Source organism: Flavimobilis sp. BM9 (assembly GCF_058313055.1).
Map to the genome: position 1 here is coordinate 343,051 of NZ_JBZEMO010000004.1, position 26,122 is coordinate 369,172.

The 26,122-nt window shown below is 72.5% G+C and carries 25 protein-coding genes and 1 tRNA gene; 14 read left to right on the plus strand and 12 right to left on the minus strand.

All coding sequences use genetic code 11. From position 1 onward, the window contains the following. Positions 1-118: 118 nt before the first annotated feature. On the minus strand, positions 119-958 hold the full coding sequence (gene otsB, locus AC4F3Q_RS09435) for a trehalose-phosphatase (RefSeq protein ID WP_491039735.1): 840 nt from the start codon (positions 956-958) through the stop codon (positions 119-121). Then, entirely contained in the window at positions 951-2,621 is a 1,671-nt protein-coding gene (locus tag AC4F3Q_RS09440; RefSeq protein WP_491039736.1) for an alpha,alpha-trehalose-phosphate synthase (UDP-forming), read from the minus strand. Before AC4F3Q_RS09440 ends, otsB begins: the two co-directional genes overlap by 8 nt. A gap of 292 nt (positions 2,622-2,913) precedes the next feature. On the opposite strand from AC4F3Q_RS09440, the gene AC4F3Q_RS09445 reads away from it, so the two are divergent. The 5 genes from AC4F3Q_RS09445 (at position 2,914) to AC4F3Q_RS09465 (ending at position 7,220) form a co-directional block, all read left to right on the plus strand. After that, positions 2,914-4,884, plus strand: coding sequence for a serine/threonine-protein kinase (locus tag AC4F3Q_RS09445; protein WP_491039737.1), 1,971 nt, complete (start codon positions 2,914-2,916; stop codon positions 4,882-4,884). A gap of 82 nt (positions 4,885-4,966) precedes the next feature. Beyond that, positions 4,967-5,497: a hypothetical protein gene (locus AC4F3Q_RS09450; protein WP_491039738.1), complete on the plus strand. Its 531-nt coding sequence runs from the start codon at positions 4,967-4,969 to the stop codon at positions 5,495-5,497. Positions 5,498-5,562: 65 nt separating this feature from the next. Next, positions 5,563-6,402: a DsbA family protein gene (locus tag AC4F3Q_RS09455; RefSeq protein ID WP_491039739.1), complete on the plus strand. Its 840-nt coding sequence runs from the start codon at positions 5,563-5,565 to the stop codon at positions 6,400-6,402. An 81-nt stretch (positions 6,403-6,483) separates the two neighbouring features. Further along, positions 6,484-6,556 (plus strand) — tRNA-Thr (locus tag AC4F3Q_RS09460). 94 nt (positions 6,557-6,650) lie between these two features. After that, positions 6,651-7,220, plus strand: a complete 570-nt coding sequence (locus AC4F3Q_RS09465; RefSeq protein ID WP_491039740.1) for an isochorismatase family protein — start codon at positions 6,651-6,653, stop codon at positions 7,218-7,220. Between the two features lie 63 nt (positions 7,221-7,283). On the opposite strand, the gene AC4F3Q_RS09470 is transcribed toward AC4F3Q_RS09465, so the two are convergent. Beyond that, on the minus strand, positions 7,284-7,949 hold the full coding sequence (locus tag AC4F3Q_RS09470; RefSeq protein ID WP_491039741.1) for a response regulator: 666 nt from the start codon (positions 7,947-7,949) through the stop codon (positions 7,284-7,286). A 39-nt stretch (positions 7,950-7,988) separates the two neighbouring features. Between AC4F3Q_RS09470 and AC4F3Q_RS09475 the strand changes: the two genes are divergently transcribed. Further along, complete coding sequence (locus AC4F3Q_RS09475) at positions 7,989-9,350, plus strand: sensor histidine kinase (RefSeq protein WP_491039742.1); 1,362 nt, start codon at positions 7,989-7,991, stop codon at positions 9,348-9,350. Positions 9,351-9,364: 14 nt separating this feature from the next. Here the strand turns inward: AC4F3Q_RS09475 and AC4F3Q_RS09480 are convergent, their stop codons facing one another. Both AC4F3Q_RS09480 and AC4F3Q_RS09485 read right to left on the minus strand, forming a co-directional pair. Beyond that, positions 9,365-10,201, minus strand: a complete 837-nt coding sequence (locus tag AC4F3Q_RS09480; protein ID WP_491039743.1) for an SGNH/GDSL hydrolase family protein — start codon at positions 10,199-10,201, stop codon at positions 9,365-9,367. Further along, on the minus strand, positions 10,198-10,908 hold the full coding sequence (locus tag AC4F3Q_RS09485; protein ID WP_491039744.1) for a uracil-DNA glycosylase: 711 nt from the start codon (positions 10,906-10,908) through the stop codon (positions 10,198-10,200). Before AC4F3Q_RS09485 ends, AC4F3Q_RS09480 begins: the two co-directional genes overlap by 4 nt. A 135-nt stretch (positions 10,909-11,043) precedes the next feature. Here AC4F3Q_RS09485 and napA point away from each other — a divergent pair, with 135 nt between their 5' ends. The 4 genes from napA (at position 11,044) to AC4F3Q_RS09505 (ending at position 13,290) form a co-directional block, all read left to right on the plus strand. Beyond that, entirely contained in the window at positions 11,044-11,340 is a 297-nt protein-coding gene (napA, locus tag AC4F3Q_RS09490) for a nucleoid-associated protein NapA (protein ID WP_491039745.1), read from the plus strand. A 30-nt stretch (positions 11,341-11,370) separates the two neighbouring features. Beyond that, the gene (locus AC4F3Q_RS09495; protein ID WP_491039746.1) at positions 11,371-12,012 is read left to right on the plus strand and encodes a LytR C-terminal domain-containing protein; all 642 of its coding nucleotides are present in this window, start codon (positions 11,371-11,373) and stop codon (positions 12,010-12,012) included. Between the two features lie 111 nt (positions 12,013-12,123). Continuing rightward, positions 12,124-12,327: a cold-shock protein gene (locus AC4F3Q_RS09500; RefSeq protein ID WP_098458421.1), complete on the plus strand. Its 204-nt coding sequence runs from the start codon at positions 12,124-12,126 to the stop codon at positions 12,325-12,327. A 63-nt stretch (positions 12,328-12,390) separates the two neighbouring features. Further along, complete coding sequence (locus AC4F3Q_RS09505) at positions 12,391-13,290, plus strand: serine hydrolase domain-containing protein (protein ID WP_491039747.1); 900 nt, start codon at positions 12,391-12,393, stop codon at positions 13,288-13,290. A gap of 14 nt (positions 13,291-13,304) precedes the next feature. On the opposite strand, the gene AC4F3Q_RS09510 is transcribed toward AC4F3Q_RS09505, so the two are convergent. After that, on the minus strand, positions 13,305-14,621 hold the full coding sequence (locus AC4F3Q_RS09510) for a glycoside hydrolase family 15 protein (protein WP_491039748.1): 1,317 nt from the start codon (positions 14,619-14,621) through the stop codon (positions 13,305-13,307). Between the two features lie 123 nt (positions 14,622-14,744). Between AC4F3Q_RS09510 and AC4F3Q_RS09515 the strand changes: the two genes are divergently transcribed. Further along, on the plus strand, positions 14,745-16,262 hold the full coding sequence (locus AC4F3Q_RS09515; protein WP_491039749.1) for a phytoene desaturase family protein: 1,518 nt from the start codon (positions 14,745-14,747) through the stop codon (positions 16,260-16,262). Between the two features lie 255 nt (positions 16,263-16,517). After that, the gene (gene groL / locus AC4F3Q_RS09520; RefSeq protein ID WP_491039750.1) at positions 16,518-18,149 is read left to right on the plus strand and encodes a chaperonin GroEL; all 1,632 of its coding nucleotides are present in this window, start codon (positions 16,518-16,520) and stop codon (positions 18,147-18,149) included. 96 nt (positions 18,150-18,245) lie between these two features. Here groL and AC4F3Q_RS09525 read toward each other — a convergent pair whose 3' ends face one another. From AC4F3Q_RS09525 to AC4F3Q_RS09540, 4 genes are all read right to left on the minus strand, one after another. Then, the gene (locus tag AC4F3Q_RS09525; RefSeq protein ID WP_491039751.1) at positions 18,246-18,536 is read right to left on the minus strand and encodes a WXG100 family type VII secretion target; all 291 of its coding nucleotides are present in this window, start codon (positions 18,534-18,536) and stop codon (positions 18,246-18,248) included. Between the two features lie 224 nt (positions 18,537-18,760). After that, on the minus strand, positions 18,761-19,849 hold the full coding sequence (locus AC4F3Q_RS09530; RefSeq protein WP_491039752.1) for an HD domain-containing protein: 1,089 nt from the start codon (positions 19,847-19,849) through the stop codon (positions 18,761-18,763). A 73-nt stretch (positions 19,850-19,922) separates the two neighbouring features. Beyond that, complete coding sequence (locus tag AC4F3Q_RS09535; RefSeq protein WP_491039753.1) at positions 19,923-21,404, minus strand: sensor histidine kinase; 1,482 nt, start codon at positions 21,402-21,404, stop codon at positions 19,923-19,925. Between the two features lie 204 nt (positions 21,405-21,608). Beyond that, positions 21,609-22,328, minus strand: coding sequence for a response regulator transcription factor (locus AC4F3Q_RS09540; protein WP_168448279.1), 720 nt, complete (start codon positions 22,326-22,328; stop codon positions 21,609-21,611). Between the two features lie 452 nt (positions 22,329-22,780). On the opposite strand from AC4F3Q_RS09540, the gene AC4F3Q_RS09545 reads away from it, so the two are divergent. Beyond that, positions 22,781-23,698 carry a DUF559 domain-containing protein gene (locus tag AC4F3Q_RS09545; RefSeq protein ID WP_491039754.1) on the plus strand — a complete coding sequence of 306 codons (918 nt, stop codon included), beginning with the start codon at positions 22,781-22,783 and terminating at the stop codon, positions 23,696-23,698. Positions 23,699-23,788: 90 nt separating this feature from the next. Here the strand turns inward: AC4F3Q_RS09545 and AC4F3Q_RS09550 are convergent, their stop codons facing one another. Further along, complete coding sequence (locus tag AC4F3Q_RS09550; protein WP_168448281.1) at positions 23,789-24,364, minus strand: NYN domain-containing protein; 576 nt, start codon at positions 24,362-24,364, stop codon at positions 23,789-23,791. Positions 24,365-24,454: 90 nt separating this feature from the next. On the opposite strand from AC4F3Q_RS09550, the gene AC4F3Q_RS09555 reads away from it, so the two are divergent. Then, positions 24,455-25,240: a type 1 glutamine amidotransferase gene (locus AC4F3Q_RS09555; RefSeq protein ID WP_491039755.1), complete on the plus strand. Its 786-nt coding sequence runs from the start codon at positions 24,455-24,457 to the stop codon at positions 25,238-25,240. Between the two features lie 112 nt (positions 25,241-25,352). On the opposite strand, the gene AC4F3Q_RS09560 is transcribed toward AC4F3Q_RS09555, so the two are convergent. After that, entirely contained in the window at positions 25,353-26,117 is a 765-nt protein-coding gene (locus tag AC4F3Q_RS09560; RefSeq protein ID WP_491039756.1) for a PspA/IM30 family protein, read from the minus strand. Between the last annotated feature and the right edge of the window lie 5 nt (positions 26,118-26,122).

The following is a 26,122-nucleotide window of genomic DNA, read 5'->3' on the forward strand; positions in this document are numbered from 1 at the left end:
GCTGCGGGTCCAGTTGATGTCCTCGCTGACACGACGTCTGCCGACGGTGGCAGGCGCTACGGGTCATCCTGCCACATCAGACGGGCGCCTCGGAGAGACCCAGGTCACAGACGCACGGTCAGAGGGTGTGCACCGGTCCGGTCAGCAGGTCGGCGAGGAGGGCGAGCACGTGCGCGGCCTCGTCCGGTCCGGCGACGCGGTGCCGGGCGACGGTCTCGCCCGGCCCCACCCTGACCGACACGTCTCCGTCGTGAAGGACGGCGAACGCGCGCTCGTCCGTCACGTCGTCGCCCATGTAGAAGACGGCCCGGGCGCCGGTCTCGGCGCGCAGCGTGTCGAGCGCCTGTCCCTTCGACGTCGCGACGACCCCCGTCTCCACGACGTCCTTGCCGCGCATGGCCGACAGGCCGAGCGACGCGGACGCCGCGACGGCGTCCAGAGAGGCACGTGCCGCGTCGTCGGGCGAGGCGAGGCGGACGTGGAGGACCGCCGCGGTCGGCTTGTGCTCGACCCACGCCCCCTCTGCGCCCTGCGCGATCGCCTCGAACGCGGCCGTGAGACGTGCCAGCCGCTCTGCCTTCTCCGTGTCCAGGGTGACCGGTGAGTGCTCGAGGCCCTCGGCGGTCATGTGTCCCCGCTCGGCTCCGTGGCTGCCCACGAGCAGCGTTCCCGCGGGGACGCGGGACACTCGCGCCAGGTCCTCGAGGCGGCGTCCGCTCACGAGGGCGAGGCGTGCCACCTCAGGAGCGCACGCCGCGAGGCGCGCGAGCGCGGCCGCAGCCCCGGAGGTCGGGCGGGACGCGTCGGGCTGGTCCACGAGCCGCGCGACGACGCCGTCGAAGTCGGTCGCGACGAGCACGGGGCCGCTCGCGACCCCGGACAGGCCGCGAGCGTCGGCCGCGAGTCGGAAGAGATCGCGCTCGAGACCGTCAGGGAGCTGGCGTGCTGGGTCAGGCACCGGCGTGCTCCAGCGCTTCCTCGGTCGTCGCCTCCGGGTCGGGCGCGCCGAGCGACTCTGCTGCGAGCTCGCGCGCAGCAGCGGGGGAACCCGGCTCGGGGACCGCCCTGAGCGTGTCGAGGAAGCTGCTCGCCCACGCGGCGACGTCCTTCTCCATGACGACGCGCCGCAACCTGCGCATGCGGCGACGCATCTCGCGCGGGTCCATCTGCGCCGCGCGGACCAGGATCTCCTTGAGCCCGTCGATGTCGTGCGGGTTGCACAGGAGCGCCCCCTTGCCGAGCTCGTCGGCGGCACCCGTGAACTCCGAGAGGACGAGCACGCCGCGGTCGTCCGAGCGTGCGGCGACGTACTCCTTCGCGACGAGGTTCATGCCGTCGCGCAGCGAGGTCACGAGGAGGACGTCAGCAGCCAGGTACAGCGCCGCCATCTCCTCTGCGGGGTAGGAGTGGTGCATGTAGTTGATGGCGCTGTGCCCGATCTCGCCGTAGTCGCCGTTGATGCGGCCGACGAGGCCTTCGACGTCTTCGCGGAGCTGCTGGTACGCGTCGACGTTCTCCCGGCTCGGGCTCGCGACCTGCACGAGGGTCGCGTCCTTGACGTCGAGGCGCCCGTCCGCGATGAGCTCCCCGTACGCCTTGATGCGGTGACGGATGCCCTTCGTGTAGTCGAGCCGGTCGACGCCGAGCATGACCACCTTGGGGTTGCCGAGCTCGGACCGGATCTCGCGGGCGCGCTCCTGGACCTCGGGCGTGCGGGCGAGCGCGTCGAACCGGGCGGAGTCGATCGAGATGGGGAAGGCCTGGACGTGGGCGAGGCGGTAGGCCGGGCCCGGGAGGGGGCCAGACGAGCTGCGCGGGGCCTTGGCCGGGACCGTAACGACCCGACCGCGGACGTTGTGCCCGGTGAGCCTGCGCGCGACGCGCAGGAAGTTCGCGGCGTCGCCGGCGCGCTGGAAACCGATCACGTCCGCGCCGAGGAGGCCTTCGATGATCTGCGTGCGCCACGGGAGCTGGCTGAAGATCTCGAGCGACGGGAACGGGATGTGGTCGAAGAAGCCGATGCGCAGGTCTGGGCGCAGCGTCCGGAGCATCGCCGGGACGAGCTGGAGCTGGTAGTCGTGCACCCACACCATCGCCCCCGGGGCGGCTGCGGCCGCGGCCGCGCGCGCGAAACGGTGATTGACGCGGCGGTAGGCGTCCCACCACTGCCGGTGGTAGGACGGCGTCTCGATGACGTCGTGGTAGAGCGGCCACAGCGTGTCGTTCGAGAAGCCCTCGTAGTAGCTCTCGACGTCCTCGGAGGTCAGCGTGACCGGGACGCAGCGGATCCCGCTCGCGTCGAACGGGTCGTGCTCGACGTCGGCCGTGCCGGACCAGCCGACCCAGGCGCCGTCGGCGCCCTCCATGACCGGCGCGAGCGCGGTCACGAGGCCGCCGGGGGACCGCTTCCAGGAGACGGAGCCGTCCTCGGCGGCGGTGAAGTCGACGGGCAGACGGTTGGCGACGACGACGAGGTCGTACTCGCCGGGCTCAGCGACGTCCGACGGGGACGGGGCAGAGCGGGGCGTCAGAGCGGTGCGCGGGTGCCCGGGGGCCGCCGGACCGCTCGGGGAGTCTCCCAGCGGGGTGGCGTTGTCGCTCGGGCTCGGGCGGGTCGGCATCAGTTCTCTCCCTGTCTCAGGTCCGCGGGTGGCGCGGCGGCGCTCCGCGGCCGATCTGCTTTGCGTGAAGTTGACCTGACTTTGCTCGCTTTTGGCGCTCCACGAGCATACCTGCGCCCTGTCGCCCCCGCCCGGCGAGAGGAAGAGGAAGCGGGGAGCGTCACACTCTTCGACGCCGGCGGGTCTTCTGCCTGCGGCTCCCCGCCGTTCACCCGGCAGGAGACGCGACCCCGCAGCGAGCCGCAGCGCGCGCCGCCCCGCGGGCGCCCGAGGACTCGACTACCGTGCCGTTATGGAGCGCAGCGAGAGGACTCCCGGCGACGACGTAGGCGGCTACACGATCGTGCGGCCGCTCGGCACAGGTGCGACCGGGACGGTCTACGTCGCCGAGGACGGCGGCGGCACCCAGGTCGCGCTCAAGGTCCTCCACCCCGCCTACGCGGCCACGCCCGACTCCCGCGACCGCCTCCTGCGCGAGGTCGCCTCGATGCGCAAGGTCCGCGACGACGCGTTCGTCACCGTCCTCGACGCCGAGGCGGACGGCCACGAGGCGTTCATCGTCATGGAGCTCGTCGACGGCCCGAGCCTCGAGGACGAGGTCCTCGGCGGCGGCCCCTTCGATGCCGAGGACCTGCTCGAGCTCGCCGAGAAGCTCGCGCGAGCACTGCGGTCGGTCCACGCGGCGGGACTCGTCCACCGGGACGTCAAACCGTCCAACATCCTGCTCGCCGAGCACGGCCCCGTGCTGATCGACTTCGGCATCGCGCAGGCGACCGCCGACTCCCGGCTCACCTCGCACGGGTTCGTCATGGGCACCCCGGGCTACCTCGCGCCGGAGCTGCTCGACGGCGCCGAACCGTCCCCCGCCGGGGACTGGTGGGGCTGGGCCGCGGCGCTCGCGTTCGCCGTCACGGGCCGTGCGCCGTTCGGCGTCCGCCCGCTCGAGGCCGTCCTCGGCCGGGTGCGTGCCGGCGAGGTGGACCTCGCGGGAGCAGGGCCCCTCACCGCGGAGGCGCTGCGCGGCGCGCTCGATCCGGACCCCGCTCGGCGGACCTCGCCCGACGAGGTCATCGAGGCGTTGCGTGACGCCGTCGGCACCGGCGAGGAGCACGAGCTCGTCCCGACCGCCTCCCCCGGCGTCCCCCGCCCGGTCGTCGTCACCGTCCCCCTCGACGCGGCGTCGGACCTGCCCGCGGACCTCGTCGAGCGCGAAGGTGTCGGCCCGTACGGCGAAGGGGTCTCCCGCGCCCCTCTGACAGGCGACGTGCCCGTCGAGCGGACCGCGGTCCTGCGCGTCCCCACCGGCGTGTTCGAGCAGCCCGCGGCCGACGACGAGGAGGACGCGGCCGAGCCCGGCACGGTCAGCGCGCTGCCGCCCTGGCAGGACATCGTCGACCGCGACCGCGTCCCGACGACCGCGCTCCCCGCAGACGGCCCCGGGCGCACGCTCGCCCTCCCGCAGCACGACGACACGGGTGCGGTCGCGCCCCCGGCCGGTCGCGTCGAGCCGGACCCGGACGAGCACGGCTCCGACGAGCGCGGCACGGTCGAGCCCGAGCCCGAGCCCGAGCACGACGGGTACGAGCGGCCGCACCACGGGCGCCGCCCCGTCGCCCTCCTGGCGCTCGCCGCACCGGTCTGCGCGCTCGCCGGGCTGTTTCCCGTCGCGACGTTCATCGGAATCGGCGTCCTCGTGCTCCTCCTGCGGTCGGTCTCCGTCACGACCGACGCCCTGCACACGCGCCGCGAGGATCGCGGTGTGCGCCGCGGCGATGCGATCCGGGCCGCAGGCGCCTACCCCTGGTACCTGCTGCGCGCGCTGACGACCATGACCCCCGGGCTGCTCGTCGCGGCGAGCGTCACCGTGACCGTGCTCGGCACGCTCTGGTGGCTGCTGCAGACCAACCGCTGGGTGCCCGTGCCGCGCGGTGAGGCGCCCGCCGCGGTGCTCACCGGCGGTGTGCTGCGCGGCCCGGACGGAGAGGTGGTCGCGGCTCTCGGCACGCAGAACGCGAGCTGGGTGTTCGTCGTCGCGCTCGCGGTCACCGCGCTCGTGACCCTGCTCGTCCTGTGGTTCGGACCCATGTCGTGGCCTGCGCGCGACGGCGCCCGCACGCTGCTCGGGCACCTCGCGCCCGGCCGCGGCGGGACGGTGTTCGCGGTGCTCGTCGGTATCGCGCTCACCGCCCTCCTCGTGCTGTGGGCGGTCGTCGACAAGCCGATCGTCTGGTGGCCGTTCGGCGGACCGCCCGACCTGTCCTGACGCCGACCGCCCGCCAGTCCGTGCCGGGTCGCGCTGGCGCAGGGGAGTGCCGTCTCCCAGTGCCGTGGGCTACCCTCGGCGCGTGGACCTGCGACTGCTCTTGACCGCGACGCGCGCCGTGCGCGTCGTGACCGCTGCGGTCTTCGTGCTGGTCGTCGTCGGGCAGACGTGCGCGAACGTCGGCGTCGCCCTCTCGCAGCGGGGCCTCGCCCTGACGAGCGGCTGCCTCTCCGACCAGCTCGGTCTCGGCTGGTGGGGAACCCACCTCGCGATGGTCCGGACGTCGGCCGAGTGCCCTGAAGGGACGCTCGCCGTCGGCGGCGAGCCTGGCGTCGCCGCCGCGGTCGTCGTGTCGGTCGCGCTGCCCGCCCTCCTCGCCCACGCCCTCGCCGCGCTCGTCAGCGCGGGAGCGCTCGGCGCCGTGCGCTCCGCCCTCCACGCCGTCGGGTACCTCCTCGGGCGCGCCACGGCGCGCCTCCCGCGCCCCGCCACCGTGCCCGACGTCGAGGCGCGGCCCGCCTTCGTGCGCACGGTCCACGAGCAGATCGCCCACACGTTGCGTCTCGCGCTCGCCCCCGTGCGCCGAGGCCCCCCGGTGCTCGTCCCCGCCTGACGGCCTCGCCGTCCCGGACCGACCACCCCAGCGCCGTCCCGGCGCCCCCAGACCTGAGGAAGATCATGGCCAAGAGCTCCAGCAACACCAACAAGCAGACTGCGCGCCAGCTGTCCGCGCAGATGCGCCAGGACGCAGCCCGACGCGAGAAGCGGTTCCGTCTCATCTCGATCGGCGTGCTCGTCGCCGCAGTCCTCGGCCTCGGCATCGCCGCCGTGCCGATCGTCAAGGGCTACCTCGACGAGAAGAACAAGTCCGCGCCCACGCTCGGCGACGTCACGCGTCCCTCGGTCGTCAACGCCGACGGCGGCATCACCGTCGGTGCTGACGGCGCCGCAGGCTCGACCGGCGGCGCGGACGCCGTCGAGGTGGCGACGTACGTCGACTACATGTGCCCGGCGTGCGGCGCGTTCGAGGACGCGACGGTCGGCCAGATGGACCAGCTCCGCGAGGCAGGCCTCATCACCCTCGTCGTGCAGCCCGTCGCGATCCTCAACCGCTACTCGCAGGGCACCGAGTTCTCGACGCGCGCCGGTGCCGCTGCCGTGTACGTCGCCGCGAACGCCCCGGAGCAGTTCCTCGCGTTCCACACGGCGATGTTCGCCAACCAGCCCGAGGAGAACTCCAAGGCGCTGACCAACAAGGAGATCGGCGCGATCGCGCTGACCGCGGGCGTCCCTGCCGAGGTCTCCGACGCGATCGCCAGCGACAAGGCGGAGGACGAGTACGCCGACTGGATCGACGCGCAGACGGCCGACGTCGCGGAGCGTCCCGAGCTCCAGTCCGAGCGGGGCTTCTCGACGCCGACCGTCACGATCGCGGGCAAGCGCTGGGACGGCAACTGGACCGTCGAGGGTGCGCTCGTCCAGGCCGTCAACGAGGCCTCCGGCTCGACCGAGGGCTGACGCAGGACGGTCCCGCACGGAGGCGGTGGTGCCGATCACCGCCTCCGTGCGGGCCCGCCCGTTTGGTAGTCTCGGCTCCGCGCCGCCTTAGCTCAGCTGGTAGAGCACCGCTCTTGTAAAGCGAAGGTCGTCGGTTCGAACCCGACAGGCGGCTCCGACACGAGAAGACCCCTGACCTGCGGCGACGCTGGCAGGGGTCTTCTTCGCACGACGTCGACCGTTCCCGCCGCACCCTGAAGGAGCACACGATGGCTACGACCGCACTCATCGTCGTCGACGTCCAGAACGACTTCTGCGAGGGCGGCACGCTCGCCGTCGCAGGCGGCAACCAGGTCGCAGCCGATGTCGCCGAGCTGCTCCGCACGAGCAGCTACGACCTCGTCGTCACGACGCAGGACTGGCACGTCGACCCGGGCTCCCACTGGTCGACCGAGCCCGACTATCGCGACACGTGGCCCCGGCACTGCGAGGCAGGCACCCCGGGGGCTGAGCTGCACCCTGCTCTCGCCGCCGCCGTCGCCGAGCTTCCGACCGCGCCGGTCGCCGTCCGCAAGGGCATGTACGAGGCGGCCTACTCCGGCTTCGAGGGCACCACGCCGACCGGCCGGTCTCTCGCCGACGTGCTCAGTGAGGCAGGCGTGACCGACGTCGACGTGGTGGGCCTCGCGTTCGACCACTGCGTGCGGGCGACAGCGATCGACGCGGTCGACGCGGGTGTCCGCAGCCGCGTCCTGACGAACCTGACGGCTGCTGTCGCGCCCGAGACCGCCGCGCTCGCCCGCGACGAGCTCACGGACAAGCACGTCGAGCTCGTCTGACGGCACGATGCTGGCAGGCAGGTCGACGCCCGTCCGGGCCAGGACCGCGTCGGTGCAGCAGCGTCAGGCGGGGCCTGTCTCCTCGATCAGCCGCAGCGCCGCGCTCACGCGCGGGTTCCGCTCGGGCGAGGCGTCGATGCCGAGCGTCGAGTAGATCGCGTTGACGTGGTTCTGCACCGACTTCTCCGCGATGCCCAGCTCGTGAGCGATGCCGCCGTTCGAGTAGCCAGCCGCGAGCAGGCGGAGCACCCCGTACTGGCGGTCGGTCAGCTGGGCGACCCGTGACCCCGCGCGGGGCTTCATCCGGTTGAGCAGGGCAGGGTCGAGCGTGGAACCTCCGGCAGCCGCGATGTGGATCGCGCGCAGCAGGGCGGCCGAGTCGTTCGTCGACGTCTTGGACAGGTAGCTCCACCCGCCGGCGATGTCCCGCGGCAGGTCGAGCATGAGGTCCATCGCGTCCTGCGCGCTGAGCAGCACGACCTTGATGTTCGGGTCGGCGCGGCACAGGATCACGCCGAGACCGATGCCGTTGCCGTCGGGGAGGTCGACGTCGAGCAGGACGACGTCCGTCGAGCCCGGCGTGATGCGGGCGCGAGCCTCGGTGACCGTCGCTGTCGAGCACGTCAGATCGAGGGCGTCGTCGTCCCCCAAGATCTTCTCGAGCATGCTGCGGAACAGGGTGTGGTCCTCGACCACAGCCACGCGAATCCGTGCGTCATCACTCGTCATCTTCCTAGTATTGCCGAAGATCGGCGCAATACTGGGTGGATGGACAGCACGCGCGGACTCGCGGCTTGGATCCGGCAGTCTGACGAACGCCAGGACAAGTGGGCGCTCGCGGCCTCGACGTTCGCGATACTCGCGCTCTTCTTCGTCGTCGGCGGGTTCTACGTCGCCACCGTCGCGGTGCTCTCAGACCCGGGGACGCTCGTGGGAGCGGGCGTGCGGGCGCTCGCCAACCTCGTCGTCTCGCTGTTCTTCTGCTTCCTGCTGTGGTTCAGCGGCGTCGTCCGGTTCCGGGCGTCGTGGCGCTCCGCAGGCAGGGTGCTGACTGCGGCCGCGATCGCCGCGCTCGCGCGCAACTGGGCGTTCGTCGCGACGGGCGTCGTCGACGAGCACAGCGGGCAGCTCCATGTGGCAGAGCTCGTCGCGGGGGTCGCCTTCTTCACGACGTCCGCCCTGCTCGGGCTGCGCTACATGGTCTCGCAGCACCAGCTCAGGCTCGAGGAGCGCCGACGCGCCCACGAGAACCTGCAGCGCGAGCTCGCCCTGCGCGCGCTCGAGAAAGAAGAGATCAAGGTCCGCCGGTCGATCGCCGAGGGGCTCCACGGGAGCCTCCAGCAGCGGCTCGTCATCCTCGCGGTGCGGCTCGACCAGCTCATCGAAGCAGCGGCGGAGCACGACGCCCCGCCCGGGATCGCGGAACAGCTCGCGGAGATGCGCGCCGACCTCGACCGCACGCGTGAGGACGACGTGCGCGTCATGAGCCGCATGCTCTACCCCGAGGGGCTCGAGATCGGCGTGGTCGCCGCCGTCCGCATGCTCTTGCGCCGCCTACCGACGGGTATCGCGACGCACCTCGAGGTCGGGGAGGCGCTGCGCGAGATCGACGAGCCCGGCAACTCGATGATCAGCGAGTCGGACCGGCTGCTCATCGTGCGCATCGTCGAGGAAGGCGTCACCAACGCGCTGCGGCACGGGCACGCCACCCAGTTCCACCTCGAGCTCGACGTCGTCGACGGGGCGGTGCTCGTGCACCTGTCCAACAGCGGCGACACGGTCGACAAGGCGCGCCTCGGTCAAGGATCCGTGCTCGCCCGCCTCCGCGAGCGCCTCGAGCTCGTGGGGGGGACGGTCGTCCTGACTGACGACCTGCACCGGCCGGGAGCCGACCTGACGCGCACCGAGAGGCTGCACGTCCATCTGCGTGGCGTCGTCCCGCTCGACCTCGAAGGGCACGACCGCCTCACGGCGGTCGAGGCGATCGATGTCCTCGAGGGTTGGACCGTGCGGGGCTTCCTCGACCCAGCGCGGCGCGACGCCGTCCCGACGCCGACGAGCCCGAGCGAGCCGGCCGCGGAGGCGCCCGAGGTCACGCGGGCCGACGACGCCCGGGAGCCGCTCGCATAGTCCGGGCGCTGCCGCTAGTCCTGGGAGCGGCGCACGGCACCGGGCACGGGCTGCTTCGCGACCCGGGAGTCTCCCGACGACTGGTGGCGCACCCGCCGCTGGACCCACGGGTACGCGTGCTCGCGGACCCACTGCGCGTTCTGGCGCACGCGGTCCGCCCACGCCTCGGCGTCGGGCGGCGGGAGCGGCGTGTCCCACTCGGGGTCGTCAGGGACGAGACCGAGCGCCTCGAGCGCGCCCTGCGCCATGCGCCGGTGGCCCTCGGGGGTCAGGTGGATGCGATCCTCCGACCACATCCGCCAGTCCTTGAGGAACCGCATGCCCCACAGGTCGAGGACGTACGCGTCGTGCCGGCGGGCGATCGACCAGATGTGCGAGTTGAAGATCGCGGTCTTGGACCGGGTCAGCTTGATGACGGGAGACTCGGCGGTGTCGACGCCTGTCGAGATCAGGACGTCGGCGCCGGTCTCCCGGATGCGCGCGACCGTCGACTCGAGGCGGTCGGCGAGGAGGTCGACGTCGGACCCGGGCCGCAGCACGTCGTTGCCACCGCCGATCACCGAGACGAGGTCAGGCTCGGACCGCAGCGCGGCTGGGACCTGCTCGGTGAGGATCGGCCGCAGGAGGCGGCCGCGCACGGCGAGGTTCGCGTACTCGAGGTCGCCGCCGCGGCGGGCGTCGAGGATCTCCGCGAGCCGGTCGGCCCAGCCGCGGCAGCGGTCCTCGTCGCCGGGGGTCGGGTCCCACAGGCCTTCGGTGAAGGAGTCGCCGACGGCGACGTAGCGCCGCCAGCGCGGGGTCGGGGCGCTCTCGTGGGCGGGGACGGGCCGGGCGGAGTCTGCAGCGGTCACAGGAGAGTCTCTCTCTGCTCGTGGGCGAGGGTCCAGTCGACCGGTGCGCTGCCTGCAGCCCGCAGGTGTGCGTCGACGGCGCTGAAGGGGTGCGACCCGAAGAATCCGCGGCGTGCGGAGAGGGGGCTCGGGTGCGCGCTCGTGAGGACGGGGTGCGGTGCGAGGCGCGGGGCGAGGCGTGCGGCGTCGGCGCCCCACAGCACGCCGACGAGCGGGGCGGGCCGCGCGGCGAGCGCGTCGACCGCGACCTCGGTGACCTCTTCCCAGCCGTGGCCGCGGTGCGAGCCGGCCTCGCCGGCGCGCACCGTGAGCACGCGGTTGAGCAGGAGGACGCCCTGGTCCGCCCAGGCTGACAGGTCGCCGTCGGGCGGGGGCGGCAGCCCGACGTCGTCGTGCAGCTCCGTGAGGACGTTGCGGAGCGATCGTGGCAGGGGGCGCACGGGGCGGTCGACGGAGAACGCGAGGCCGTGCGCGTGGCCCGGGGTGGGGTAGGGGTCCTGCCCGACGACGAGGACGCGCACGTCGCGGAACGGACGGCGGAACGCCCGCATGATGTCGGCGCGCGGGGGCAGGACCTGGTGGCCCGCGCGTTCCTCGGCGACGAGGAACGCGGCGACGCGGTCGAGCGCGTCCGTCGCCGGTGCGAGCGCGCGGGCCCAGCCGGGGTCGACGTCGTCGAGCAGGTGTGCCGCGGTGAGGTGTGCCACGGTTCGTGATGCTACGGCGCCCACCGGGGAGGGGGCGAGGGGAGCGGGCGAAGTCCGGACCAGCATGAATGACACGCGTGTCATTCGCGCCTACGATTGGACGTACGCATGCCGGAGACCAGGGAGGGGCGCGTGATGAACGACGAGCACGAGACGCACGAGGCGGCGGCGCCGCCAGCGTCCGGCATGTCGGACCGCGACCACAAGATCCTCGCCTTCGAGCGGCAGTGGTGGAAGTACGCGGGCGCCAAGGAGCAGGCCGTCAAGGAGCTGTTCGACATGTCCGCGACGCGCTACTACCAGGTGCTCAACGCGATCATCGACACCCCCGAGGCGCTCGCCGCCGACCCGATGCTCGTCAAGCGCCTGCGCCGTATGCGCGCGAGCCGCCAGAGGGCGCGCACCGCGCGTCGGCTGGGCATGGAGGCCTGATCTTCCGCCGACGGCGGTAACCTGTCCACCGTGACCGACTACCCGTACCCTGCCGACGAGTTCGACGAGGCGCCGGCTGGCGGCCAGTCCGCAGGCATCCACCGAGCGCCCGTCTCGCGCTGGAGCCGCGTCTGGCCCTTCCTCGCTGTCGTGCTGATCTTCGCGGCGCTCGCCACAGGTCTGTACGTGTGGTTCACGAGCCAGTCCCCGTCGACGCCCGCCTCCGCGCCGACCGTCACGGCGCAGGAGACGACTCCCGAGGAGCCCGCGACGACCGAGGAGCCGGCGACCACCGAGGAACCGACGACTCCCGACGAGACGACGACGGACGACGCGACCACGGACGACGAGACCACCGATGACGCGGCAGGCGACGACGAACCTGCCCAGGAGCCTGACCGCACGATCACGGTGCGCGTGCTCAACGCGACCCGCACGCAGGGCCTCGCCGCCGGGGCGGTCGCCGACGTCAAGGCGCTCGGCTACACGGACGTCTCGGGCGACAACTACCGCGGCGCCGCCGTCAGCTCGTCGCAGGTCTGGTACAAGGGCGCCGAGAACGCTGCAGCGGCGAAGGAGATCGCCGACAAGCTCGGGATCGCCACCGTCGACGAGGTCAGCTCTCTCGTCGGGCCCCTGTCGGTCATCCTCGCCAGCGACTTCGCATCCTGAACCCTCCTTCCCACGGGCTTTTCCAGCCCCTAGGCTGCGAACATGCCGTGCGACCGCACGGTTCGTAGGTGCCGGGCCGCGGCTCGGCAGCAGCATCTGCAAGGAGCATCCATGGCCCAGGGCACGGTCAAGTGGTTCAACGCTGAGAAGGGCTTCGGGTTCATCACGCCCGAGACCGGTGGACAGGACCTCTTCGTCCACTTCTCCGCCATCCAGACCGACGGTTACCGCACGCTCGACGAGGGACAGGCAGTCGAGTTCGAGGTCGGCCAGGGAACCAAGGGCCCGCAGGCCGAGCAGGTCCGCCCCCTCTGACATCCCCGCAGGTCGTCGTCCCGGCGCTGCAGCCGGGACGACGACGTGTGCGAGCATGAGCGCGTGAGCATCCTGAGCAGCGCCGCCGTCCTCGTCGAAGGGCCCGGCCGGTCCTCAGCCACCTACGGCCGCTGGCACGGCCCCGACGTCCCCGTCGTGTGGGGATCGGTCACGAAGCTCTTCCTCGCCGGAGCGGTGCGCGAGCTCGTCGACCGCGGCGTGCTCACCTGGGACACGCGAGTGTCGACGATGCTCGCCGCAGTGACGCCTACCGACGTCACCGTCCCGCCCATCACCGTCCGTCAGCTCGTCGAGCACACGTCCGGCCTGCCGCGGCTCCTGCCCGAGCAGATGAAGCTGGTGCAGGACCCGTACGGTCCGTACGACGACGCCCGCTTCGACGCCGAGATCCTCGGCCGGCTGGGCGACCTCCGCAACGAGTCGCTCGCCGACGGCGCGCCCCAGTACTCCAACCTCGGCTACGCGCTCCTCGCGCGCGCCGTGACCGTCGCGACCGGCAGGCCGTGGATCGACACGGTGCGCGAGCTCGTCGTCGCCCCCGCCGGCGTCGACCCCGCCGAGGTGTTCGTCGCGAGCGGCGACGCCCCGCGGCCGCGCGCGCAGGCGCGCACCCTCCGTGGGAAGGCACAACGCGACTGGAACCCCGCGTCCGGCCCGTTCGGCGGGGCGAGCGGCCTGTGGGCCAGCGCGACCGTCATGCTCGAGCTGCTGCGCAACGCCCTCGTCGAGGGCTCGCCGGTCGACCCGCGCCGCGCCCCGAACGCGTGGGAGGGCAGCGCGCCACGGCACACCGTGCACGGCGCCATCATGCGCCAGGGCGGATACGTCCTCGTCGACACCGACGAGCAGCTCGTCGCAGTCGGTCATGTCGTCGGAGGCACCCCCGGCCGCGGGTCGGAGCGCGCCGAGAAGCTCGTCCGAGCCGCGCTCAAGCGGCGCTAGACGGTGCGGTCGCGCTAGTCCTCGAGCGCGGCGAGGGCGAGCAGGACGTTCGACGCCGACCACGCGAGCGGTGCGACCGCGGCAGGCGACCCGTCGGCGAGCACCTTCTCCGGGATCGCGCCGGACGCCGTGCGGTGATCGTCGATCCAGTCGAGCCAGTGCTCAGCGGCGGTGCGGTCCCCCTGGGCGGCGGCAGCCAGCGCGTAGAGGGACGTCTGCGGCGTCCACGAGATGCCGTCCGTCTTCCACGACCCGCCCGGGGCGAGCCCGCCGGCCGGGCGCAGCATCTCCGCGACTGACGCCCGCCATGCCTCGACCGCTCCGTCGAGCGGCTCGTCGACGAACGGCGGCAGCACGAACGCCGTCGCCGCGTCCCGCGCCCCGCCCGTGACGTGGCGCGGGTACCCGCGAGAGCCGAACGCCCGCTCGATCGCCGCACGCAGCCGCGCCGCGCCCTCGGCGGTCCGCGCTACGAGGTCCCTCTCACCCAGGACGCCGTACGCGTCCGACGCCGCCTCGAGGCCCGCGAGCAGCGGCGCGGCCGTGCCGAGCGTGAGGTGCTTCTCCTTCACCTCCCAGTAGTCCGGGGACGCGGGCGGCAGAGCCGAGCGGTTCGCCACGAGCTCGAGCGTGCGCTCTGTCGACCGGTCGAGGAGGGGACGCAGGGTCGCGGCGGTCGAGCGCGCCGAGTCCTCGTCGAGCGTGTCGAGCACCTGCCCGATCGCCCACAGCGCCCAACCCGTCCCGTCCGCCTGCGGCGCGCGGTCGTCAGGCGGGCCCGCGCCGTCGAGCGTGTACCGCGCCTCGAACGAGCCGTCCGCACCCTGCACCTGCTCGAGGTGCGCGAGAACGCGCACGGCCTCCTCGAGGTGCCCCGTCCGGGCGAAGGCGACCGCCGCGAACGAGTTGTCGCGAGGCCACGAGTAGCCCCACCGGGGGTGCACGGCCGCGACCATCGCGCCGTCGTCGGCGAGCATCGCGCGCAGGTCCGACAGCGCCGCCGCCGCCATCGGCTCGAACCGCGTCCCCGCACCCGGCACGGTGCCCGCCGCGAGCCACGACGACTCCTGCGCCGCGAGGTCGGTGAGCGCCTCCCGCTCCGCGGGCGTCGCCGACCCCGCGGGCGCCGGGACGCGCGTGGCCCCGAGATACGCCTGGGCCGCGTCCGGGGCGAGCGTCGCGACCCCCGCGGGCGTCACGACGAGGCCGTCCATGTAGAGGTCGATGTGCGCGTTGTCCGTCGGTGCCACGTTGGCGCCCCACACGACGGCGAGCAAGGAGAGCGCGGCGAGGGCCGCGCCGACGCGCGTGCGCCTGTGAGGCCTCGTCATGGCGACGACCCTAACGGCTCCCGGCGGGGGGTATCGACACCGCCCCCGTGACCCGGCGCACGCTGGCGGCGCCGCCTGCGTGGTGTGATGGACGCGATCCGAGGAACGGCGGGAGGAGCGGGGATGCGAGACGTCGTCGTCGTGGGCTCCGGCCCGAACGGGCTCGCCGCCGCCGTGACGCTCGCACGCGCAGGCCTCGACGTCCTCGTCCTCGAGGCCGAGGCGACCGTCGGCGGAGGCGCCCGCACCGCGCCGCTCGGCCGCGACGTCGTCCTGCGCCCCGGCGCGGACGCGGACGCCGTCGCCGAGCTGCCGCACGACCTCTGCTCGGCCGTGCACCCGCTCGCCCTGGCCTCGCCCTTCTTCCAGGACCTCGACCTCGCCGCGCACGGCGTCCGCCTCGTCTCGCCCGAGGCGTCCTACGCGCACCCGCTCGCGGCGGGCCCGCGCGGCCGGGCCGCTGTCGCCTACCGCGACCTCGGCCGCACGCTCGAGCACCTGCGCGAGCTCGGCGGCGCCCCGGCCGCACGGGCGTGGGCGCGGACGTTCCGCCCGCTCGTCGACCAGCACGACGCCGTCGCGCGGCTGCTGCTCGACGACCGCCGTCGTGCGCTCCGGGCGGGTGGCGTCGCCAGGTCGAGCCTCGCTGCGGCAGCGGCCGTCGCGCGCGGGATCGCCGCGCCGCCGCGCTCGGGCGTCGCGGGTGCGCTGTTCGCGGGCGTCGCCGTGCACGCCATGGCGCCGCTCGCCTCCGCCGCTGCCGCAGGCACCGGCACGCTCCTCGGGACGCTGGGGCACGCGCGCGGCTGGCCCGTCCCCGTCGGCGGCTCCCAGGCGATCACCGACGCGCTCGTCGCCGACCTCGAGGCCCACGGCGGGACGGTCGTCACGGGCGTGCGGGTGCGCACGCGCCGCGACCTGCCACCCGCACGCGACTACATGCTCGACACGAACGTGCCGACCGCGCTCGCGGTCCTCGGCGACGACCTGCCCGTGCACGTCCGCGCCACCCTGCGCGGTTTCCGCGGCGGCCCCGCAGCCGCGACGGTCGCGCTGGTCCTCGACGGCCCGGTCCCGTGGGCCGACGACGCCGTCGGGCACGCGGGGACCGTGCACCTCGGCGGGAGCGCCTCGGAGATCAGCGCCGCGCAGGCCGACGTGAGGGCCGGTCGGCACGCTGCGCGCCCGGTCGTCCTGCTCGGCGACCCGACCGTCGCCGACCCAGGCCGGGAGCGGGGTGGGCTGCGCGTCGTGTGGGCGTACGCGCACGTGCCCGCAGGCTCGGACCGCGACGTCACCGAGGACGTCCTCGCGCACGTCGACCGGTACGCACCCGGTGTGCGTGACCGCGTCGTCGCGACACGTTGCGTGCCTGCCGCGCGCTTGTCCGCGCACGACGAGAACCTGCACGACGGCGACATCGCCTCGGGTGCGATCACGACGTGGCAGATGATCGCGCGGCCGCGCCTCGCACGGGACCCGCACCACCTCGGAGACGTCGGAGGCGGCACCCGCGCGTACCTCGCGTCCGCCGCGACGCCGCCCGGGCCCGGTGTGCACGGCATGGGCGGGTTCCTCGCAGCGCAGAGCCTCCTGCGGCGCAGAGGCGTCGGCACGGTCCTGGGCAGTGCTCGGACGTGATCTCGCCTGCGGCGAAATCTTGAGCCGGGGCGGCTCAGCCGTCTTGCACTCACCGGTCGCGAGTGCCAATAATGGCGTTAGCACTCGGCTCGATCGAGTGACAAAGACTCCACCGGGCGGGCACGCCCGCCCACCACCCTGGGTCGACCGGTGAGGCTCGAGCTCGGCGGCGTGACATGAACGCCGTCCGACCGAGCCGTCCGTCGCGGGCGCCGACCGACCTTCCCAGCGCCACAAGCGGAGGATCACACCCCCATGGCAAAGCTCATTGCCTTCAACGAGGAGGCCCGTCGCGGCATGGAGCGCGGACTCAACGTCCTCGCCGACACCGTGAAGGTCACCCTTGGCCCGAAGGGCCGCAACGTCGTCCTGGACAAGAAGTGGGGCGCCCCCACGATCACCAACGACGGTGTCTCGATCGCCAAGGAGATCGAGCTCGAGGAGCCGTTCGAGAAGATCGGCGCCGAGCTCGTCAAGGAGGTCGCCAAGAAGACCGACGACGTCGCTGGTGACGGCACCACGACCGCCACGGTCCTCGCCCAGGCGCTCGTCCGCGAGGGCCTGCGCAACGTCGCCGCCGGCTCCAACCCGATCGCGCTCAAGCGCGGCATCGAGAAGGCCGTCGAGGCGGTCACCGCCGAGCTCATCTCCGCCGCCAAGGAGATCGAGACGAAGGAAGAGATCGCGGCCACCGCTGCCATCTCCGCCGGCGACCCGGCGATCGGCGAGCTCATCGCCGAGGCGCTCGACAAGGTCGGCAAGGAAGGCGTCATCACCGTCGAGGAGTCGAACACGTTCGGCCTCGAGCTCGAGCTCACCGAGGGCATGCGCTTCGACAAGGGCTTCCTCGCCCGCTACTTCGAGACCGACCCCGAGCGCCAGGAAGCGGTCCTCGAGGACCCGTACGTCCTGATCGTCGAGTCGAAGATCTCGAACGTCAAGGACCTGCTGCCGCTGCTCGACCAGGTCATGAAGGCCGGCCGCTCGCTCCTCATCATCGCCGAGGACGTCGAGGGCGAGGCTCTTGCGACCCTCGTGCTCAACAAGATCCGCGGCACCTTCAAGTCCGTCGCCGTCAAGGCCCCGGGCTTCGGCGACCGCCGCAAGGCGATCCTCCAGGACATCGCGATCCTCACGGGTGGCCAGGTCATCTCCGAGACCGTCGGCCTCAAGCTCGAGACCGCCACGCTCGACCTCCTCGGCACGGCCCGCAAGGTCGTCGTCACGAAGGACGAGACCACGATCGTCGAGGGTGCCGGCGACGCCGACCAGATCGCCGGTCGCGTGAACCAGATCCGCTCCGAGATCGAGAAGTCGGACTCCGACTACGACCGCGAGAAGCTCCAGGAGCGCCTTGCCAAGCTCGCGGGTGGCGTCGCCGTCATCAAGGCGGGCGCGGCCACCGAGGTCGAGCTCAAGGAGCGCAAGCACCGCATCGAGGACGCTGTCCGCAACGCGAAGGCTGCCGTCGAGGAGGGCATCGTCGCCGGTGGTGGCGTCGCGCTCATCCAGGCGGGCAAGATCGCGTTCGAGTCCGAGGCGATCACCGCTCTCGAGGGTGACGAGGCGACGGGTGCGCAGATCGTCCGCGCCGCCATCGACGCTCCGCTCAAGCAGATCGCGATCAACGCCGGCCTCGAGGGTGGCGTGGTCGCGGAGAAGGTCCGCAACCTCCCGTCGGGCCAGGGCCTCAACGCCGCGACCGGCGTCTACGAGGACCTGCTCGCCGCTGGTGTGAACGACCCGGTCAAGGTCACCCGTTCTGCCCTGCAGAACGCGGCCTCGATCGCGGCCCTCTTCCTCACCACGGAGGCCGTCGTCGCCGACAAGCCCGAGAAGGCTCCGGCCATGCCGGGCGGCGACGAGATGGGCGGCATGGGCTTCTGAGCCTGTCCGACCACCGCACGCAGCACTGACACGAACCCCCTGGCCCGACGGGCCAGGGGGTTCGTGCATGCCCGCGGTGGGGCGACGCGCCTGCGCTCAGCGGGCGAAGAGGCCCTGCGCCGCGGACTCCGCCTCCTCGTACGTCGTCGCCGCGCTCGACAGCGCGGTGGCGATCGACGTCAGCGCGGCGCGCACGGTCGCCTGGGCGGTCAACCACTCCGAGTACGCGGAGTCGAAAGCCGTCGACGCCGTCCCGCGCCAGGACGCCTTGAGGTCGGTCAGGTGCGTCGTCATCGCGGCCGTCTCGGTCTCGATCGTCGTGCTGGTCGTCTGGACCTTCGTCGACGCCGTCGCGATCTGCGTGTAGTCGACCTGGAAGCTCGTCATGGGTTCCTCCTCGTCGCCGCGTCCGCGGCGTGCTCGCACGGCACCCCGGTGGCGCCGCGTGCCGACGAGGCTAGGCAGGAGACGGGAGCGGCACGACGCTCGGCGGCAGCACGTGCGAGGCCGTCCGCTGGCGACGAGGCTGTGGGCAGGGCAGTCCAGGTGGGCACGGCAGACGCGGGCGCGACGACCGAGGGCCCGGCAGGGGAGCGGGCCCGGGACGAGGTCTAGAAGTCGTCCTCGTCGATGTCGACCTCCGACCAGCCGCGGACCGGGCCCGGTTCGCCGACCGTCGGAGGTGACGCCGGGGTCGCCGTCCGGATCGCCGCAGGGCCGGGGCGGAGCGGGGACGTCGTCGTGCTCGGACCGATTGCGCCCGCGCGCGCAGCGCCAGGGGACGCCCCGCCCCGCATCGCCCCGGACGGACCTGCCTCAGGCGCCGCAGCCTGAGCGGGTGATGCTGGAGGGACCGACGCCGCGAGGTGACCGTCGTCCCCAGCCCCGGTCGGCGCGGGACGCGCCGGCACACCGGTGCTGTCCGTGCCCGTGACGCCCGCACCGGTGCTCTCCGCGACGAGCCGGAGCACGTCGTCCGTGCAGAGCAGGGCCGCGCCGTCGGCGTTGAGCTTCGCGAGCTCCTTCTTCAGCCGCATGAGCTCCGCCGCGACGTTCTGGCGAGCCGCGTCCTCCCACGCCGCGCCGAGCGGGCTCGAGAACAACGACGGGCGGCTGAGCAGCTTCGAGAGGATCGCGATACGTGCGCGGACGTAGTCCTCGGCGGGGATGTGCGCGTACTCCGCGCGGACGTCCTCGAGGTACGCCTTGTAGCGCTGCGGCTCCTGCGCGAGCATCCCCAGGTCCGCGTCGCACAGCACCGCGCAGTCGAAGTCCGCCGGGTCCGGGGCGTGCCGCAGCAGCGCCGTCACGAGCTGAGCGACGCGGTGCGCGCAGCGGTCCGGGACACCGAGAGCCGCGAGCTGCTCGTGCGCGAGCACCGCGCTCGCCGTCTCGTTCTCCCCGCCGCGCTCCGCGTACGCCGCCTTGCTCTCGGCGTCGAAGATCGCGCCGTGATACCAGGCCGCGAGCCTCACGAGAGACGGTTCGTGCGTCTCCTCCGCGAGCTCGTCGACACGGCTGAGGACGTCGCACAGGTGGCGCAGGTCGTGGAAACGACGCCGCGGGTCCATCCAGCGAGCCAGCAACGCCTCGCCGGTCTCCCGGACGTCGTCCGGCGCAGCCGTCGCGCCTGCCTCTGCGCACGCGCGCATCCACGAGGACAGGAGCCACTGCGGTGCGTCGGTATAGGAGACGCTCATCGCTCAGCCTTCTGTGCAACCACCGGGGCGCAGGCCCCGTCGCGGTCCGCATGACCGCCGACCGACCAGGCTACTACCGCCCGGCCGAGTTGGCACGGTCGTCTGCGAGGGGCAGCGACAGGCGCAACGTCGCACCACCGCCAGGCGTCTCACGGACCTCGACCTCGCCGTCGTGCACCGTCACGATGTCGCGGACGATCGCCATGCCCAGACCCGACCCTCCGGACGACGAGTTGCGGGACGGGTCCACCCGGTGGAACCGCTCGAAGACCAGGTCACGGTGCTCGGCCGGGATGCCCGGACCGTGGTCGCGGACCTCGGCGACCGCGCGTCCACCCACGACGCCGACCGCAACCTCGACAGCCGACCCCTCAGGCGTGTGCTTGACGACGTTGCCCATGAGGTTGGTGAAGACCTGACGGATCCGAGCCGGGTCAGCCATGACCGTCACAGGCGGAGGGGGCACCGCAGGAGACCCGTCGACCGTCGGGGGAGCCACGACGTCCGAGCCGTCGGGGGCGAGGGCGACCGACGCCGTCGGCCGCGTCGGGTCCATCGCGTGCAGGTCGGAGAGCGCGCCGCTCGCGACCTCCCGCAGGTCGAGCGCCTCGAGCGTCACCGGTCGGCCCTCGTCGAGACGCGCGAGAGAGAGAAGATCCTCGACGAGCGCCCCCATCTGGACGGCCGACGACTCGATGCGAGCCATCGACTCCCTCGTGTGCTCCGGGGTCGTCACCGCACCCATCCGGTACAGCTCGGCATAGCCGCGGATCGACACGAGCGGCGTGCGCAGCTCGTGGCTCGCATCCGACACGAACCGGCGCATGCGCGCCTCCGACGCGACCTGTGCGTCGAACGACTCCTCGATCTTGCCGAGCATGACGTTGAGGCTGCTCGCGACCGCCCCCACCTCGGTGTTCGGCGGCATCGGCGGGATGCGCTGGCTCATGTCACCGTCGGCGATCGTGCGAGCGGTGTGCTCGATCGTCCGCAACGGGCGCAGCGACCGACGCACAGCGAGGTAGCCGAGCGTCGCGCCGAGCAGCGCGATGCCCACGCACGTGAGCGTCAGGATCTTCCAGAGCTGCGCCGTCGTCGCGTGGATGTCCGCGAGCGGCAGCGCGACGATCAGCACGGCATCCTGCACCGCGAACGCCGAGCGGAGCTGGACGTCGCGAGCCACGACCCGCCACTCCGAGTACGCCTCACGCTCACCCGACGACGTCGACGCGCCCGGCACCGTGAACGGCACACCTTGCGTGGGCGCAGACGCCGGCTCGAGGGTGGGGATGCGCGGAGCGCCCCGCGACATCGTCGTGCCAGAGCTGACGGTGCGTCGCGTGCCGTCCTCGAGCTGGAGGAGGACGACGTAGTCGGACGGCAACGAGGGGTTCGAGCTCAGCGACGCGAGGTCCTGGACCTCGAGGATCGACTCCGCGGACGCGACCAGCTGGCGGTCGCGCTCGTCGAGCAGGTACCGCTTGAGCATCGTCGTCGCCGCGACCGTCGAGATCGTCAGGCCGACGACGAGGACGACAGCCGTGATGAGCGTCATCCTGGTGCGCAACGGCACGTGGTGCAGCCGGCCGCGCAAGAACGCCGGGAGCTGCTGGAGCCGACGGCGCCGCGACGGCGTCGGCTCGGGCGGTGCCGACTCAGACGGGGCCGACTCAGACGGTGCCGACTCAGACGGTGCCGTCTCGGGTGGCTCGGCTGCTGAAGGCGGTGGTGGCGGCGGGGCGGGGGTGGTCATGCGGGCTCAGCTGCCCGGCAGCTCGCGCAACAGGTAGCCCACGCCGCGCTTCGTCTGGATGAGCGGGCTGGGCTTGACGCCGTCGACCGGGGCGTCGATCTTCCGGCGCAGGTAGGAGATGTACGACTCGACGATGTTCGCGTCGCCCGCCCAGTCGTACTGCCAGACGTGGTCGAGGATCTGCGCCTTGGAGAGCACCCGGTTGGGGTTGAGCATGAGGTAGCGCAGCAGCTTGAACTCGGTCGGGGAGAGGTCGATCAGCCGACCGGCGCGGCGCACCTCGTGCGTGTCGTCGTCGAGCTCGAGGTCCGCGAAGCGCAGGACCGCGTCGCCGTCCGCCGCGTCGTCGCCGCGCGTGCGGCGCAGCACCGCGCGGATCCGCGCGATGACCTCCTCGAGGGAGAACGGCTTCGTGACGTAGTCGTCGCCCCCGACCGTGAGCCCCGTGATCTTGTCCTGCGTGTCGTCGCGCGCCGTGAGGAACAGGACCGGCATCGTCTGGCCCTTCTCCCGCATCCGCGTCGTGACGGTGAAGCCGTCCATGTCGGGGAGCATGACGTCGAGCAGCACGAGGTCCGGGAGCACCTCACGGGCAAGTCGCAGCGCGCTCGCGCCGTCGGCAGCCGTATGGATCTCGAAACCTGCGAACCTCAAGGAGGTCGCGAGGAGCTCACGGATGTTCGGCTCGTCGTCGACGACGAGAAGTCGCGCCTCGGTCGTGGTCATGCCACCAGCATGCTCCGTGTTTCTGAGAACTGCCTGAACCAGTGCTGAGTCGGCGGTGGGCGCGGCCCGCACCCGCCCGCCCCCGGGAGGCTCCTCCGGTTCCTCTGGACCTCCGGTCTGTCCCCTCCCCCCGGCTCCCCGGTCCCCCTGGTCCCCCCGGTCCCCCTGGTCCCCCCGGACCCCCCGGTCCCCCAGCCGAGAATGCGCATGATCTGCAGCAGATCGCAGCAGTTTGTGCGCATTCTTCGGGGACGGGGACGGGGACGGGGACGGGGACGGGGACGGGGACGGGGACGGGGACGGGGACGGGGACGGGGACGGGGACGGTGGGGACGGCCTGGTGTCCCGGGCGTCCGCGCTGGAGGTCGTCCACAGGCAGTCGTCGGGACGTCCGTCATCGACAGAGCGTGCCGCGCCGCCCGCCCGGCCGTTCGCTGCGGCACGGTGCGGAGATGACTCAGCTGTCCCCTCGGTGGGTACCTCCGGACGCACGCGGCGGCGTCTTCACGGTCGCGCAAGCTCTGGCGGGCGGCGCCAGCGCCGGGGTGGTCCGCTACCGGCTGGGCGCGGGCATGTGGGCCCGTGTGGTCGGAAGGGGGATCCGACTGGCCGACGACCCGCCGCATCGCCGCACCGACGCGTACGCGGCGTGGCTGACCTGGCCGAGCGCCGTGCTCTGCCGCGAGTCGGCGTTGCGGTTTCACCTGCCGCAGCTCCCGGCGGAGCTGCGCGAGCGACCCGTGCACGTCTGGGTGTCGCGTCCGATGCGCGAGGTCGGCGGCCTTGTGCCGCACCGGTTCCGGCTTCCGGTGGACGACGTCGTGGACCGGGACGGAGGGCGCGTCACCACAGTCGAGCGCGCCGCTGTCGACACGCTCGCCGGGCTCGGCGCACACGACGCCGGACGTCTGATCGCGTGGTTGTTCACCTGGAACGTCCTCTCGAGGGAGCACCTGCTCGATCGCCTCGAGACGCACCCGAAGATGTGGGGCAACGTGCAGCTTCGGCGACTCGCGGAGCTGACCCGGGGCGGGGCGCTGAGTCCGGCGGAACAGATGCTCCATGAGATCTTGCGAGCCGCGGGGCTCACCGGGTGGCAGCCCAACATGGCGGTCTTCGACGCGATGGGCGTGATCGGCTCGGTCGACGTGCTGTTCGACGTGGCGCGCGTCGCCATCGAGGTCGACGGGCGTGCGTATCACGGCGTCGACCGGTTCCAGTCCGATCGTGAGCGGGACAACCGGCTCGTCGGTGCCGGCTACGTCGTCCTCCACTTCACGTGGGAGGACCTGCACAGTCGGTCCGACTATGTGATCCACCAGGTCCGCGCGGCCCTCAGCAGGAGCAAGAATGCGCAGTATCCGTTGTGATCAGCAACAGATACTGCGCATTCTCGGGAGCTCGGGAGCTCGGGAGCTTGGAACTCGGGGTCCGGAACCCTGGGACCCGGGATCCTGGGGTCAGAGGTAGCGCAGCGGGTCGAACTCCTCGATCGGGATGATGCGCACGCGCGGCAGGAGCGTGTTGAACGCGTTGACGTCACCCTCGAGGTCGAAGAACTCGAGCCCCCGCTCCGCGAGCTCCGCCATGTGCGAGTTGACGAACTCGCGGAAGCACAGCAACGCCACGCGGCGCGTGCCGTCGAGCAGGGCGTCCACCTGCGGGATGAAGTCGCCGTCGTGGCTCGCGAGGATGACGTCCGCGTCGCGGGGGACGAGTGCCTCGAGGGTGCGCTGGATACCCATGTCGACGACCTTGAGGCCCGGACCGCCCGCGAGGGGGATCGGCCGGTAGCTCATCGCGAGCAGCGCCTGCACGAACGGCATCGGCATCTGGCCCGAGGTGGCGTTGAGGAAGAACAGTCCCTGGACCGGCTGGTCCCACACGCTCGCCGCGAAGTCGCTGATCCGGTCCCAGCGCGGCCGCTCGTCCGGGGTGGGCCGATGGCCCAGGACGTTGACGCCGAGAGTGGCGTCGATGTTCTCACCGTCGACGATGAGATAGGTCTTGCGTGGGGCCGAGCTCAGATCCGACATGCTCCGATCCTAGTGGCCCTGGGCATGCCGTCGGGCGGGCTGTGAGCGGGCGGTTTGCGCCGCAGAGCGCCGCCGCCTAGCGTCGCTCCCATGCCTGAAAGCCCTTCCACACAGCTGCGCCCGACGATCACGGTCGTCCAGAGCTGCGCGGACTCGCCCCTCGGGGCGCTCGCCGCGCCGCTCGAGGAGCGCGCGCACGTGCGGATCGTGCGTCCGTTCGACGGCGACGCGATCCCGGACGCTCGCGCGTGCGGCGCTGGTCTCGTCGTGCTCGGCGGGTCGACCGACGCGCTCGACGACGCGAACGCACCGTGGCTCCTGGCGATCCGCGCGCTGCTCGCCGACGCCGTCGCCACGGACCTGCCCACGCTCGCGACAGGCCTCGGCGCCCAACTGCTCACGGTCGCGTGCGGCGGCCGCGTCGCGCTCGACGCCCCGCCGGGGCTCGAGGCCGGCATCATCGAGGTCGCCTGGCGTCCCGAGGCCGCCGACGACCCGATGTTCGGCGAGCTCGCCCGCCGTGCCGGGGTCGACGACGGCGCGGGACCCGTCCGGCGCGGCGAGCCTACGCTCGTCGCGGCGATGCACTCCGACGCGATCGTCGAGCTGCCTGCCGGCGCCACCTGGCTCGCGTCGTCGGCCATGTACCCGTTCCACGCATTCCGTCTCGGGGTGGCTGTCGCCGTGCAGTTCCGGCCCGAGGCTGACGCCGACCTCCTCGCGTCCTGGGCCCGTGCGGCGGGCCTCGACGCGACCGCGATCGAGATGGACGCGATCGCCCACGCTGAGCGTCTGAGCGACCTGACGTGCACGATCACCCGAACGTTCGTGGAACACGCCCCCGGAGTGTCGTCCGGGATGTCCACTGTTGTGTGACACTTCTTCCGTTGCCTGCGGCGGCTGGCCCCCGACAGCCCGCCCGGTACGGCCGTGGCCCCGACGCGTCTGAAAGACGTATCGGGGCCACGTTGCTCTGCGGGGCGCTTGCTCAGCCCTGCTCGGGCGCCTCGATCTGAGCGGCCTGGATCCCGCCGATCGCACCGCGGTTCTTGAGGGCTGCGAGACGCGCCTCGATCTCGATCTGACCGGCGTCGGCCTCGAGCTCGGCGAACTGCGAGTCGAGCGACGATGCCGCGAGCTCTGCGTGTCCCTGCGCGAGCGCCTCCTCGCGCCGCACCTTCTCCTCGAACCGCGAGAGCTCGCTCGTCGGGTCGAGCACGTTGATCGAGGAGATGGCGCCCTGGACGGCGTTCTGCGCCTGCGCCGACTTCTGGCGGGCGACGAGCTGGTCGCGACGGCTCTTGAGGTCGACGAGCTTGTCCTTCATGAGCGCGAGACCGCTCTTGAGCTTCTCGACCGTGTCGTTCTGCGCGGCGATCATCGGCTGGGCCTGCTTCGCCTCGGTCTCGGAGGCGATCTGCTTGGACAGCGCGACCTTGGCGAGGTTGTCGAACTTGTCGGCCTCGACCGTGTTGCCCTGCGCGCGGAACTGGTCGGCGCGGCTCGAGGCGGCGAGCGCCTTGTTGCCCCAGTCGGCGGCTGCGGCGACGTCCTCCTGGTAGTCCTTCTCGGCGAGACGCAGGTTGCCGATCGTCTGCGCGACGGCCTGCTCGGCCTCGGCGATGTTGTTCGTGTAGTCGCGGATGAGCTGGTCGATCATCTTCTGGGGGTCCTCGGCCTTGTCGAGGAGCGCGTTGATGTTGGCCTTCGCCAGCTGGGTGACGCGTCCGAAGATGCTCTGCTTCTCAGCCATGGTGT

Excerpts from the sequence above, each read along its gene's own strand:
- AC4F3Q_RS09440 (WP_491039736.1), bottom strand. The coding sequence starts at position 2,621 with ATGCCGACCCGCCCGAGCCCGAGCGACAACGCCACCCCGCTGGGAGAC.
- AC4F3Q_RS09445 (WP_491039737.1), top strand. The coding sequence starts at position 2,914 with ATGGAGCGCAGCGAGAGGACTCCCGGCGACGACGTAGGCGGCTACACG.
- AC4F3Q_RS09455 (WP_491039739.1), top strand. The coding sequence starts at position 5,563 with ATGGCCAAGAGCTCCAGCAACACCAACAAGCAGACTGCGCGCCAGCTG.
- AC4F3Q_RS09465 (WP_491039740.1), top strand. The coding sequence starts at position 6,651 with ATGGCTACGACCGCACTCATCGTCGTCGACGTCCAGAACGACTTCTGC.
- AC4F3Q_RS09470 (WP_491039741.1), bottom strand. The coding sequence starts at position 7,949 with ATGACGAGTGATGACGCACGGATTCGCGTGGCTGTGGTCGAGGACCAC.
- AC4F3Q_RS09475 (WP_491039742.1), top strand. The coding sequence starts at position 7,989 with ATGGACAGCACGCGCGGACTCGCGGCTTGGATCCGGCAGTCTGACGAA.
- napA (WP_491039745.1), top strand. The coding sequence starts at position 11,044 with ATGAACGACGAGCACGAGACGCACGAGGCGGCGGCGCCGCCAGCGTCC.
- AC4F3Q_RS09500 (WP_098458421.1), top strand. The coding sequence starts at position 12,124 with ATGGCCCAGGGCACGGTCAAGTGGTTCAACGCTGAGAAGGGCTTCGGG.
- AC4F3Q_RS09510 (WP_491039748.1), bottom strand. The coding sequence starts at position 14,621 with ATGACGAGGCCTCACAGGCGCACGCGCGTCGGCGCGGCCCTCGCCGCG.
- AC4F3Q_RS09515 (WP_491039749.1), top strand. The coding sequence starts at position 14,745 with ATGCGAGACGTCGTCGTCGTGGGCTCCGGCCCGAACGGGCTCGCCGCC.
- groL (WP_491039750.1), top strand. The coding sequence starts at position 16,518 with ATGGCAAAGCTCATTGCCTTCAACGAGGAGGCCCGTCGCGGCATGGAG.
- AC4F3Q_RS09525 (WP_491039751.1), bottom strand. The coding sequence starts at position 18,536 with ATGACGAGCTTCCAGGTCGACTACACGCAGATCGCGACGGCGTCGACG.
- AC4F3Q_RS09530 (WP_491039752.1), bottom strand. The coding sequence starts at position 19,849 with ATGAGCGTCTCCTATACCGACGCACCGCAGTGGCTCCTGTCCTCGTGG.
- AC4F3Q_RS09535 (WP_491039753.1), bottom strand. The coding sequence starts at position 21,404 with ATGACGCTCATCACGGCTGTCGTCCTCGTCGTCGGCCTGACGATCTCG.
- AC4F3Q_RS09540 (WP_168448279.1), bottom strand. The coding sequence starts at position 22,328 with ATGACCACGACCGAGGCGCGACTTCTCGTCGTCGACGACGAGCCGAAC.
- AC4F3Q_RS09545 (WP_491039754.1), top strand. The coding sequence starts at position 22,781 with ATGACTCAGCTGTCCCCTCGGTGGGTACCTCCGGACGCACGCGGCGGC.
- AC4F3Q_RS09550 (WP_168448281.1), bottom strand. The coding sequence starts at position 24,364 with ATGTCGGATCTGAGCTCGGCCCCACGCAAGACCTATCTCATCGTCGAC.
- AC4F3Q_RS09555 (WP_491039755.1), top strand. The coding sequence starts at position 24,455 with ATGCCTGAAAGCCCTTCCACACAGCTGCGCCCGACGATCACGGTCGTC.
- AC4F3Q_RS09560 (WP_491039756.1), bottom strand. The coding sequence starts at position 26,117 with ATGGCTGAGAAGCAGAGCATCTTCGGACGCGTCACCCAGCTGGCGAAG.